The organism is Escherichia sp. TC-EC600-tetX4 (assembly GCF_019356055.1).
In the GTDB taxonomy this organism is placed as follows: domain Bacteria; phylum Pseudomonadota; class Gammaproteobacteria; order Enterobacterales; family Enterobacteriaceae.
The window spans coordinates 3,133,178-3,144,961 of record NZ_CP079924.1 but is presented as its reverse complement, the minus strand read 5'-3'; the positions used below and the strand labels follow the sequence as shown (position 1 = coordinate 3,144,961).

Annotated in this window: 8 protein-coding genes and 4 pseudogenes; 11 read left to right on the top strand and 1 reads right to left on the bottom strand. The window is 49.4% G+C overall.

Annotated elements, in window-relative coordinates; genetic code table 11:
* Nucleotides 1-11: 11 nt before the first annotated feature.
* The 7 genes and pseudogenes from KXD89_RS15300 to phrB all read left to right on the top strand — a co-directional run.
* Nucleotides 12-1,532: pseudogene (locus KXD89_RS15300) on the top strand (RHS repeat-associated core domain-containing protein); the annotation flags it as partial.
* Nucleotides 1,529-2,098 (top strand): protein YbfC, encoded by a 570-nt coding sequence (gene ybfC, locus KXD89_RS15295; RefSeq protein WP_000832338.1) that lies wholly within the window; start codon nt 1,529-1,531, stop codon nt 2,096-2,098. The pseudogene KXD89_RS15300 and the gene ybfC, both read left to right, overlap by 4 nt.
* 225 nt (nt 2,099-2,323) lie before the next feature.
* Nucleotides 2,324-2,560 (top strand): annotated as a pseudogene (locus KXD89_RS15290) (ISAs1 family transposase); the annotation flags it as partial.
* Nucleotides 2,561-2,703: 143 nt separating this feature from the next.
* A pseudogene (locus KXD89_RS15285) lies at nt 2,704-3,840 on the top strand (ISAs1 family transposase).
* A gap of 130 nt (nt 3,841-3,970) precedes the next feature.
* Nucleotides 3,971-4,729 (top strand): annotated as a pseudogene (locus KXD89_RS15280) (ISAs1 family transposase); the annotation flags it as partial.
* A 150-nt stretch (nt 4,730-4,879) separates the two neighbouring features.
* Nucleotides 4,880-5,389 carry a YbgA family protein gene (locus KXD89_RS15275; RefSeq protein WP_001053305.1) on the top strand — a complete coding sequence of 170 codons (510 nt, stop codon included), beginning with the start codon at nt 4,880-4,882 and terminating at the stop codon, nt 5,387-5,389.
* Nucleotides 5,386-6,804 (top strand): deoxyribodipyrimidine photo-lyase, encoded by a 1,419-nt coding sequence (gene phrB / locus KXD89_RS15270; protein WP_000207142.1) that lies wholly within the window; start codon nt 5,386-5,388, stop codon nt 6,802-6,804. The genes KXD89_RS15275 and phrB overlap by 4 nt, the downstream gene beginning before the upstream one ends.
* Nucleotides 6,805-6,953: 149 nt before the next feature.
* On the opposite strand, the gene dtpD is transcribed toward phrB, so the two are convergent.
* Complete coding sequence (gene dtpD, locus KXD89_RS15265; RefSeq protein WP_001032689.1) at nt 6,954-8,435, bottom strand: dipeptide permease DtpD; 1,482 nt, start codon at nt 8,433-8,435, stop codon at nt 6,954-6,956.
* Nucleotides 8,436-8,705: 270 nt separating this feature from the next.
* Here dtpD and ybgI point away from each other — a divergent pair, with 270 nt between their 5' ends.
* Genes ybgI through pxpA form a run of 4 tightly spaced genes read left to right on the top strand, consistent with a single transcriptional unit; the run spans nt 8,706 to nt 11,778 of the window.
* Nucleotides 8,706-9,449, top strand: a complete 744-nt coding sequence (gene ybgI, locus KXD89_RS15260; RefSeq protein ID WP_000798871.1) for a radiation resistance protein YbgI — start codon at nt 8,706-8,708, stop codon at nt 9,447-9,449.
* A gap of 22 nt (nt 9,450-9,471) precedes the next feature.
* Nucleotides 9,472-10,128 (top strand): 5-oxoprolinase subunit PxpB, encoded by a 657-nt coding sequence (gene pxpB / locus KXD89_RS15255; protein ID WP_001188343.1) that lies wholly within the window; start codon nt 9,472-9,474, stop codon nt 10,126-10,128.
* Nucleotides 10,122-11,054, top strand: a complete 933-nt coding sequence (gene pxpC, locus KXD89_RS15250) for a 5-oxoprolinase subunit PxpC (RefSeq protein WP_000912724.1) — start codon at nt 10,122-10,124, stop codon at nt 11,052-11,054. Before pxpB ends, pxpC begins: the two co-directional genes overlap by 7 nt.
* Nucleotides 11,044-11,778, top strand: a complete 735-nt coding sequence (pxpA, locus tag KXD89_RS15245; protein WP_000687112.1) for a 5-oxoprolinase subunit PxpA — start codon at nt 11,044-11,046, stop codon at nt 11,776-11,778. Before pxpC ends, pxpA begins: the two co-directional genes overlap by 11 nt.
* The last annotated feature ends 6 nt before the right edge of the window (nt 11,779-11,784 follow it).

Sequence of the window (11,784 nt, the reverse complement as noted above, 5' to 3'; positions counted from 1 at the left end):
TTATTATATGTAACCTGGGCATTGATATCCCGTATGCCACAGACCCGGCAGGTAACCGCCTGCCCGACCCGGAGCTGCACCCGGACAGCACCCTCAGCATGTGGCCGGATAACCGTATCGCCCGTGACGCGCACTATCTTTACCGGTATGACCGTCACGGCAGGCTGACGGAGAAAACCGACCTCATCCCGGAAGGGGTTATCCGCACGGATGATGAGCGCACCCACCGGTACCATTACGACAGTCAGCACCGGCTGGTGCACTACACGCGGACACAATATGCAGAGCCGCTGGTCGAAAGCCGCTATCTTTACGACCCGCTGGGCCGCAGGGTGGCAAAACGGGTGTGGCGACGTGAACGGGACCTGACGGGCTGGATGTCGCTGTCACGGAAACCGCAAGTGACCTGGTACGGCTGGGACGGCGACCGCCTGACCACGATACAGAACGACAGAACCCGCATCCAGACGATTTATCAGCCGGGGAGCTTCACGCCACTCATCAGGGTTGAAACCGCCACCGGTGAGCTGGCGAAAACGCAGCGCCGCAGCCTGGCGGATACCCTTCAGCAGTCCGGCGGCGAAGACGGTGGCAGTGTGGTGTTCCCGCCGGTGCTGGTGCAGATGCTCGACCGGCTGGAAAGTGAAATCCTGGCTGACCGGGTGAGTGAGGAAAGCCGCCGCTGGCTGGCATCGTGCGGCCTGACGGTGGAGCAGATGCAAAACCAGATGGACCCGGTGTACACGCCGGCGCGAAAAATCCACCTGTACCACTGCGACCATCGCGGCCTGCCGCTGGCGCTTGTCAGCACGGAAGGGGCAACAGAATGGTGCGCAGAATACGATGAATGGGGCAACCTGCTGAATGAAGAGAACCCGCATCAGCTGCAGCAGCTTATCCGCCTGCCGGGGCAGCAGTATGATGAGGAGTCCGGCCTGTATTACAACCGCCACCGCTATTATGACCCGCTGCAGGGGAGGTATATCACTCAGGATCCGATTGGGCTGAAGGGGGGATGGAATTTTTATCAGTATCCGCTGAATCCGGTTCAGTATATAGATTCAATGGGACTGGCATCAAAATATGGACACTTAAATAATGGCGGATATGGAGCGAGACCCAACAAACCGCCTACGCCCGATCCAAGTAAATTGCCGGACATAGCGAAACAATTAAGACTGCCATATCCTATTGACCAGGCCAGTAGTGCGCCTAATGTTTTCAAAACATTCTTCAGAGCATTAAGCCCTTACGACTACACACTGTATTGCAGGAAGTGGGTAAAACCAAATCTGACTTGTACGCCACAGGATGATTCCCAGTATCCAGGGATGGATACAAAGACAGCAAGTGATTACCTGCCACAGACAAATTGGCCAACAACTCAATTACCACCAGGATATACTTGTGCAGAACCCTATTTATTCCCAGACATTAATAAACCCGATGGGCCAGCAACAGCAGGGATAGATGATTTGGGTGAAATTTTAGCTAAGATGAAACAGAGAACATCGAGAGGAATAAGAAAATGAAAAGAGTTTTGTTCTTTTTGCTGATGATATTTGTTAGTTTTGGTGTTATAGCTGATTGCGAAATACAAGCTAAAGATCATGATTGTTTTACTATTTTCGCTAAGGGTACTATTTTTTCCGCGTTTCCTGTCTTAAATAATAAAGCCATGTGGAGATGGTATCAGAATGAGGACATCGGTGAGTATTATTGGCAAACAGAACTGGGTACATGTAAAAATAATAAATTCACACCAAGCGGGGCGAGACTCTTAATTCGCGTCGGGTCACTACGCCTTAATGAAAATCATGCCATCAAAGGAACGTTGCAGGAGTTGATAAATACAGCAGAAAAAACGGCGTTTCTCGGCGATCGGTTTAGAAGTTATATAAGAGCGGGTATCTATCAAAAAAAGAGCAGTGATCCAGTTCAGTTGTTGGCAGTCCTTGATAATTCAATCATGGTAAAATATTTTAAAGATGAGAAACCAACTTATGCTCGAATGACAGCACATCTCCCGAACAAAAATGAGTCTTACGAATGTTTAATAAAGATACAGCATGAACTAATTCGTAGTGAAGAGAAATAAAATCTCTTCCTGAGAAAACAAATTAATCATTGTGAAAAATTATATAACTCATGGAATAGGTGTTTATTTTGCGTTCCATTTGCAGGGAAAGATCACGTAACGCTACTTTTTTGTACTAAATAATTCGAATTTTAAGTTCAACAATTGAGATACTACTTATTGTCTAAAGCTGTTTTTCATAGCTTATACATGATCAAATACTCCTTACATAAATAAGGTGAACAAATGGAACTTAAAAAATTGATGGAACATATTTCTATTACACCCGATTACAGACAAGCCTGGAAAGTGGTGCATAAATTGTCAGATATTCTACTGTTGACTATTTGTGCCGTTATTTCTGGTGCAGAAGGTTGGGAAGATATAGAGGATTTCGGGGAAACACATCTCGATTTTTTGAAGCAATATGGTGATTTTGAAAATGGTATTCCTGTTCACGATACCATTGCCAGAGTTGTATCCCAGGGAAAGATCACGTAACGCTACTTTTTTGTACTAAATAATTCGCATTTTATGTTTAAAAATTGAGATATTCCTTATTACCTAAAGCTGTTTTTCATAGCTTATACATGATCAAATACTCCTTACATAAATAAGGTGAACAAATGGAACTTAAAAAATTGATGGAACATATTTCTATTATTCCCGATTACAGATAAGCCTGGAAAGTAGAGCATAAATTGTCAGGCATCCTACTATTGACTATTTTTGCCGTTATTTCTGGTGCAGAAAGTTGGGAAGATATAGAGGATTTCGGGGAAACACATCTCGATTTCTTGAAGCAATATGGTGATTTTGAAAATGGTATTCCTGTTCACGATACTATTGCCAGAGTTGTATCCTGTATCAGTCCTGCAAAATTTCACGAGTGCTTTATTAACTGGATGCGTGATTGCCATTCATCAAATGATAAAGACGTCATTGCAATTGATGGAAAAACGCTCCGGCACTCTTATGACAAGAGTCGCCGCAGGGGAGCGATTCATGTCATTAGTGCGTTCTCAACAATGCACAGTCTGGTCATCGGGCAGATCAAGACGGATAAGAAATCCAATGAGATCACAGCTATCCCTGAACTTCTTAACATGCTGGATATTAAAGGAAAAATCATCACAACTGATGCGATGGGTTGCCAGAAAGATATTGCAGAGAAGATACAAAAACAGGGAGGTGATTATTTATTCGCTGTAAAAGGAAACCAGGGGCGGCTTAATAAAGCCTTTGAGGAAAAATTTCCGCTGAAAGAATTAAATAATCCAGAGCATGACAGTTACGCAATGAGTGAAAAGAGTCACGGCAGAGAAGAAATCCGTCTTCATATTGTTTGCGATGTCCCTGATGAACTTATTGATTTCACGTTTGAATGGAAAGGACTGAAGAAATTATGCGTGGCAGTCTCCTTTCGGTCAATAATAGCAGAACAAAAGAAAGAGCCAGAAATGACGGTCAGATATTATATCAGTTCTGCTGATTTAACCGCAGAAAAGTTCGCCACAGCAATCCGAAACCACTGGCACGTGGAGAATAAGCTGCACTGGCGTCTGGACGTGGTAATGAATGAAGACGACTGCAAAATAAGAAGAGGAAACGCCGCAGAATTATTTTCAGGGATACGGCACATCGCTATTAATATTTTAACGAATGATAAGGTATTCAAGGCAGGGTTAAGACGTAAGATGCGAAAAGCAGCCATGGATAGAAACTATCTCGCGTCAGTCCTTGCGGGGAGCGGGCTTTCGTAATCTTTCCCTGCTTTTTGTACTAAATAATTCGCATTTTATGTTTAAAAATTGAGATATTCCTTATTACCTGAAGCTGTTTTTTATTGCTTATACATGATCAAATACTTCTTACATAATTAAGGAGAACAAAATGGAACTTAAAAAATTGATGGAACATATTTCTATTATCCCCGATTACAGACAAGCCTGGAAAGTGGAACATAAATTATCGGATATTCTACTGTTGACTATTTGTGCCGTTATTTCTGGTGCAGAAGGCTGGGAAGATATAGAGGATTTTGGGGAAACACATCCCGATTTTTTGAAGCAATATGGTGATTTTGAAAATGGTATTCCTGTTCACGATACCATTGCCAGAGTTGTATCCTGTATCTGTCCTGCGAAATTTCATGAGAGCTTTATTAACTGGATGCTTGACTACCATTCTTCAGATGATAAAGACGTCATCGCAATTGATGGAAAAATACACCGGCATTCTTATGACAAGAGTCGCCGTAAGGGAGCGATTCATGTCATTAGTGCGTTCTCAACAATGCACAGTCTGGTCATCGGACAGATCAAGACGGATAAGAAATCCAATGAGATCACAGCTATCCCTGAACTTCTTAACATGCTGGATATTAAAGGAAAAATCATCAAAACCGATGCGATGGGTTGCCAGAAAGATATTGCAGAGAAGATACAAAAACAGGGAGGTGATTATTTATTCGCTGTAAAAGGAAACCAGGGGCGGCTAAATAAAGCCTTCGAGGAAAAATTTCCGCTGAAAGAATTAAATAATCCCAAGCATGACAGTTACGCAATTAGTGAAAAGAGTCACGGCAGAGAAGAAACCCGTCTTCATATTGTTTGCGATGTCCCTGATGAGCTTATTGATTTCACGTTTGAATAGAAAGGGCAGCTATGGTTAGAAACTACCTGACGTCAGTCCTTGCGGGGAGCAGGCTTTCGTAAATTTGTCCTGCTACAACAGGATTAACTTCACAAATATCATTTCTCAACGTCTACACTTACTCCTGTAAACCGCTCAGGAGCAGTAATGAATCTACAACGATTTGATGACAGCACCCTAATCCGTATCTTTGCCCTTCATGAGTTACATCGACTGAAAGAACATGGCTTAACGCGCGGGGCGCTTCTCGATTATCACAGCCGCTATAAACTCGTCTTTCTGGCGCATTCTCAGCCGGAGTACCGCAAACTTGGCCCGTTCGTGGCTGATATTCACCAGTGGCAAAATCTGGATGACTATTACAACCAGTACCGCCAACGCGTAGTTGTTTTGCTTTCTCACCCCGCCAACCCGCGCGATCACACCAATGTTTTGATGCACGTTCAGGGTTATTTTCGCCCGCATATTGATTCCACAGAACGCCAGCAGCTGGCTGCGCTTATCGACAGTTATCGCCGTGGCGAGCAACCACTTCTTGCGCCGCTGATGCGTATCAAACACTATATGGCGCTTTATCCTGACGCCTGGCTTTCAGGGCAGCGTTATTTCGAACTTTGGCCGCGTGTGATTAACTTGCGCCATTCAGGAGTTTTATGACTACCCATCTGGTCTGGTTTCGCCAGGATTTACGTCTGCACGATAATCTCGCACTGGCTGCCGCCTGCCGCAATTCGTCTGCACGCGTGCTGGCGTTGTATATCGCTACACCACGCCAGTGGGCGACGCATAACATGTCGCCGCGTCAGGCTGAACTTATCAATGCTCAACTGAATGGGCTACAAATAGCGCTTGCGGAAAAAGGTATTCCTTTATTGTTCCGTGAAGTGGATGACTTTGTCGCCAGTGTCGAAATAGTTAAACAGGTGTGCGCGGAAAACAGCGTTACCCACCTGTTTTATAACTATCAGTATGAAGTGAATGAGCGGGCGCGGGATGTGGAAGTTGAAAGAGCGCTGCGTAACGTGGTGTGTGAAGGATTTGATGACAGCGTGATCCTGCCGCCTGGCGCGGTGATGACCGGTAATCACGAGATGTACAAAGTCTTTACGCCTTTTAAGAATGCCTGGCTGAAACGGCTGCGGGAAGGGATGCCGGAGTGCGTCGCTGCGCCAAAAGTTCGTAGTAGCGGATCGATAGAGCCCTCGCCATCCATTACGCTGAATTATCCTCGTCAGTCTTTCGATACTGCGCATTTTCCGGTGGAAGAAAAAGCGGCGATTGCGCAATTACGCCAGTTTTGCCAGAACGGTGCCGGAGAATATGAGCAACAACGAGATTTTCCGGCAGTGGAAGGCACCAGCCGTTTGTCGGCCAGCCTGGCAACGGGCGGGTTATCGCCTCGCCAGTGCTTGCATCGCTTGTTGGCTGAACAGCCGCAGGCGCTGGACGGTGGGGCCGGTAGTGTCTGGCTTAATGAGCTGATCTGGCGCGAGTTTTACCGTCACCTGATAACGTATCACCCCTCGTTGTGTAAACATCGTCCATTTATTGCCTGGACGGATCGTGTACAGTGGCAGAGCAATCCCGCACATTTACAGGCCTGGCAGGAAGGCAAAACGGGATACCCGATTGTTGATGCCGCTATGCGTCAGCTTAACAGCACTGGCTGGATGCATAACAGGCTACGGATGATTACAGCCAGTTTTCTGGTGAAAGATTTATTGATCGACTGGCGCGAAGGCGAGCGATATTTCATGTCGCAGCTGATTGATGGTGATTTGGCAGCCAATAACGGTGGCTGGCAGTGGGCCGCTTCAACCGGAACCGATGCAGCGCCGTATTTTCGTATTTTCAACCCGACAACCCAGGGCGAGAAATTTGATCATGAGGGCGAGTTTATCCGCCAGTGGCTACCGGAACTGCGCGATGTGCCAGGGAAAGTGGTGCATGAGCCGTGGAAGTGGGCGCAGAAAGCAGGTGTGACGCTGGATTATCCGCAACCGATAGTCGAGCACAAAGAAGCGAGAGTACAAACGTTGGCAGCGTATGAGGCGGCGCGGAAGGGGAAATAACAGACGCGTCAGGCAATCGAGCCCAGATGCCGGATGCGGCGTGAACGCCTTATCCAGCCTACAAATTTGTGCAAATTCAATAAATTGCAGGAAATACGTAGGCCTGATAAGACGCGTCAAGCGTCGCATCAGGCATCGGTGCTGGCCTATTAAGACTCCAGCGCAAGCGCGCGGTTTCTGAATTTCAGCGCCTGATACAGCCAAATCATCAGTACCAGTCCTACACACGCCAGTGCGCCCCAGGTAATTTGATCAAATACTTCAATATATGCATTGATGGAGTAGTTGATCGCCCCGGAAGCATCAAACGAAGCCTGCGATGTCTGATCGGCAATCACGCCCGCCAGATAGTTCGCGATCGCGCCAGAAAGCAGCATGTAGATGCCGGTTAATACGCCGGTCACACCGGGGATTTCAATGCGCGTAATTTGCGACATGGCAACCGGGTCGATAAACAGTTCCGCAAAGCCCATCACCGCCAGGCCTAATACCATCAGTGGCAGAGAAGAGTGACCATACATTGCGGACCAGCGGGCGCTTAAGGTCAGAATGCAGAATCCGGCGCTCATCAGGCCAAGGCCAAGAGCAAATTTCCCCCAGATGCGCACGGTACGATTACCCGCGACACTCTCTTTTACCACCCACGCCAGGAACACACCGCACAGCATAACTGCGAAGGCATTAATCGACTGGAACATCGCGGTCGGAACGGTATAACCAAACATATCGCGGTTAACGAAGCGGTCGATATAAAGGCTAATCGAGCTACCGCCCTGTTGTGCGAAGGCCCAGAACAACATACTGAAGAAGGTGAGCGTCACAATCAGCCCCAGCTCCTTCCGCTGTTTCTGGTTTTCTGCTTTGCGATAAATTTTTGCCAGTACACCCAGGCCAATAATAGTCGCGACAATTAAGGCGTATACCGACCACTCTTTCCAGAACAGTATGGTAATCAGTGCAGGCGTTGCCACCAGCAGAACCAGCAGCCATCCCCAGTTCGGCAGGAGAAAGTTTGTCGCACGCAGTACTTTTTTGTTAACGCCGCGGGTATGAGTGAAATGACGATTGCCACATAAGAAAATGACCAGACCCGCGATCATGCCAACCGCCGCCAGGCCAAAGCCCATCGCCCAGCTGTACTCTTCCTGGGCGTAACCACAGGCGATAGGTGCGATAATAGACCCCACGTTACCCGCCGCATACATCAGCGAGAAACCGCCATCACGACGCGGATCGGTTGGCTCATACAGCTCGCCGAGCAGACAGCTTACGTTAGATTTAAACAGGCCATAGCCGCAGACGATAATCGCCAGGGACAGATAGAGGAATGACGGATGGATCTCACTGGCACCCAGCACCACATGACCGATCGCCATCAACAACGCCCCCAGCATCACCGCCATGCGATTGCCGAGAACTTTATCCGCCAAAAAGCCACCGAGGATTGGCGTGACATACACCAGCGAACAGTAGGCGCTAAATAACTCGTAGGCGTGAGTATCGTTGTATTTTAGTTGATTGGTGAGATAGAGAATCAGCAGGGCACGCATGCCGTAAAAGCTAAAATATTCCCAGATTTGCAGCGCAACGACATAGTAAATAGCGCGCGGCTGTGATGCGTGTTTATTCATAATAATTCCACAATTGACGGCAACGTCACGTAATAGTTGCGCGGCGTGCTTGTGTTTCCTTAAAGTTAAAACTTTGATACAGATCTGATTATTTATGCAATATGCTGTCTGATTGCATAAATATACATTAGCTGAAGCGTGATGATATAAACAATTTGCGTCTTTTGGCGTCGGGTTTGTTTCTTAATATGTCAAAAGATTGGCTATCGACGAACTGGCGAGGTAACGCTATGTTAACGGTGTAGCTATCAGAATACGGAAGGCGCGAAGATGAAAAACACCGAACTGGAACAACTGATTAACGAAAAACTGAACAGCGCGGCGATTAGTGATTACGCGCCGAATGGTTTGCAGGTGGAAGGCAAAGAGACGGTGCAAAAAATTGTTACCGGTGTCACCGCCAGCCAGGCTTTGCTCGATGAGGCAGTGCGTCTGGGCGCGGATGCGGTCATTGTGCATCATGGCTACTTCTGGAAAGGAGAGTCTCCGGTCATTCGCGGAATGAAGCGTAACCGTTTAAAAACGTTGCTGGCGAATGATATCAACCTGTATGGCTGGCATTTGCCGCTTGACGCACATCCTGAGCTGGGCAATAACGCACAGCTGGCGGCGTTACTGGGGATCACGGTCATGGGCGAAATTGAGCCGTTGGTGCCGTGGGGCGAACTGACCATGCCTGTGCCGGGACTGGAGCTGGCTTCCTGGATTGAAGCGCGTCTGGGACGTAAGCCGTTATGGTGTGGCGATACCGGACCTGAGGTGGTCCAGCGCGTCGCCTGGTGCACGGGCGGCGGGCAAAGTTTTATCGATAGCGCCGCGCGTTTTGGCGTGGATGCTTTTATTACTGGCGAAGTTTCTGAACAGACCATTCATTCAGCCCGCGAGCAGGGATTGCATTTTTATGCTGCAGGTCACCATGCCACTGAACGTGGTGGTATTCGCGCATTGAGCGAGTGGCTGAATGAAAATACCGATCTTGATGTGACCTTTATTGATATTCCTAATCCTGCATAACGAATAATCAGAGGGATCGAAAGTGCAACGAGCGCGTTGTTATCTGATAGGTGAAACGGCGGTAGTGCTGGAACTGGAACCGCCGGTGACGCTGGCTAGCCAGAAACGGATCTGGCGACTGGCGCAGCGTCTGGTGGATATGCCGAATGTGGTTGAAGCCATTCCCGGCATGAACAATATCACGGTGATTTTGCGTAATCCTGAGTCGCTGGCGCTGGATGCCATAGAGCGTTTGCAACGCTGGTGGGAGGAGAGCGAGGCGCTGGAGCCGGAGTCTCGCTTTATTGAAATTCCGGTGGTTTACGGTGGTGCAGGCGGACCGGATTTGGCGGTGGTCGCGGCGCATTGCGGGTTGAGCGAAAAACAGGTTGTTGAATTGCACTCCTCCGTGGAATACGTGGTCTGGTTTTTAGGTTTTCAACCGGGCTTCCCGTATCTCGGGAGTTTGCCGGAACAACTACACACGCCACGGCGCGCTGAACCGCGCTTACTCGTTCCGGCAGGTTCTGTCGGGATCGGCGGGCCGCAGACTGGTGTTTATCCGCTGGCAACGCCGGGTGGCTGGCAGTTGATTGGTCATACCTCACTCAGCCTGTTTGATCCGGCGCGTGACGAACCCATCTTATTACGTCCGGGAGACAGCGTGCGCTTTGTACCGCAGAAGGAGGGAGTATGCTGAAGATTATTCGTGCGGGCATGTATACCACTGTGCAGGATGGCGGTCGTCACGGTTTTCGCCAGTCGGGTATCAGCCACTGCGGCGCACTGGATATGCCCGCGTTACGCATTGCTAACCTACTGGTGGGTAATGACGCCAATGCCCCCGCGCTGGAGATCACGCTCGGTCAGTTAACTGTTGAGTTCGAAACTGATGGGTGGTTTGCTCTGACGGGTGCCGGTTGCGAAGCGCGGCTGGATGATAATGCCGTCTGGACCGGCTGGCGATTGCCGATGAAAGCAGGCCAGCGTTTAACGCTTAAACGCCCGCAGCACGGGATGCGCAGTTATCTGGCGGTCGCGGGTGGTATTGATGTTCCGCCGGTAATGGGCTCATGCAGCACCGATCTCAAAGTGGGGATTGGCGGGCTGGAAGGCCGTTTACTGAAGGATGGTGACCGACTCCCGATTGGCAAATCGAAGCGTGATTCTATGGAAGCGCAGGGCGTTAAACAGCTGCTGTGGGGCAACCGCATTCGCGCCTTGCCGGGGCCGGAATATCATGAGTTCGATCGCGCCTCGCAGGATGCATTCTGGCGTTCGCCCTGGCAGCTTAGCTCGCAAAGTAACCGCATGGGCTATCGCTTACAGGGGCAAATTTTAAAACGCACCACCGATCGCGAACTGTTATCTCACGGTTTGTTACCGGGCGTGGTGCAGGTGCCACATAACGGGCAGCCGATTGTGTTGATGAACGACGCACAGACCACCGGTGGTTACCCGCGTATTGCCTGTATCATTGAGGCTGATATGTACCATCTGGCGCAAATTCCGCTCGGTCAGCCGATTCATTTTGTCCAGTGTTCACTGGAAGAGGCACTAAAAGCACGGCAAGATCAGCAACGTTATTTTGAACAATTAGCGTGGCGGCTGCACAATGAAAATTGACCTGAACGCCGATCTGGGCGAAGGCTGCGCCAGCGACGCAGAGCTATTAACGCTGGTTTCCTCTGCCAATATTGCCTGTGGATTTCATGCAGGCGATGCGCAAATCATGCAGGCTTGCGTGCGTGAAGCAATAAAAAATGGTGTCGCGATTGGCGCTCACCCGAGTTTTCCCGACAGGGAAAATTTTGGTCGCAGCGCCATGCAGCTGCCGCCAGAAACCGTTTACGCCCAGACGCTGTATCAAATTGGCGCGCTGGCAACGATTGCCCGTGCGCAAGGCGGCGTAATGCGTCATGTCAAACCGCACGGCATGTTGTACAACCAGGCGGCGAAAGAAGCACAACTGGCAGACGCCATCGCCAGAGCGGTATACGCTTGCGATCCAGCATTGATTCTCGTCGGGCTGGCGGGAAGCGAGCTGATTCGTGCAGGCAAGCAATATGGTCTGACAACGCGCGAGGAAGTGTTTGCCGATCGCGGTTATCAGGCTGACGGCTCGCTGGTGCCGCGAAGCCAGTCAGGCGCGTTGATTGAAAACGAAGAACAGGCGCTGGCGCAAACGCTGGAGATGGTGCAACACGGCAGAGTCAAAAGTATCACCGGCGAATGGGCAACGGTCGCGGCGCAAACGGTCTGCCTGCATGGCGACGGCGAGCACGCACTGGCGTTCGCCCGCCGACTACGCTCTGCATTTGCCGAAAAGGGGATTGTTGTCGCAGCATAACCCCGA

Bases quoted from the DNA above. Each gene is read 5' to 3' on its own strand.
- phrB (WP_000207142.1), top strand. From the start codon at position 5,386: ATGACTACCCATCTGGTCTGGTTTCGCCAGGATTTACGTCTGCACGAT.
- dtpD (WP_001032689.1), bottom strand. From the start codon at position 8,435: ATGAATAAACACGCATCACAGCCGCGCGCTATTTACTATGTCGTTGCG.
- ybgI (WP_000798871.1), top strand. From the start codon at position 8,706: ATGAAAAACACCGAACTGGAACAACTGATTAACGAAAAACTGAACAGC.
- pxpC (WP_000912724.1), top strand. From the start codon at position 10,122: ATGCTGAAGATTATTCGTGCGGGCATGTATACCACTGTGCAGGATGGC.
- ybfC (WP_000832338.1), top strand. From the start codon at position 1,529: ATGAAAAGAGTTTTGTTCTTTTTGCTGATGATATTTGTTAGTTTTGGT.
- KXD89_RS15275 (WP_001053305.1), top strand. From the start codon at position 4,880: ATGAATCTACAACGATTTGATGACAGCACCCTAATCCGTATCTTTGCC.
- pxpA (WP_000687112.1), top strand. From the start codon at position 11,044: ATGAAAATTGACCTGAACGCCGATCTGGGCGAAGGCTGCGCCAGCGAC.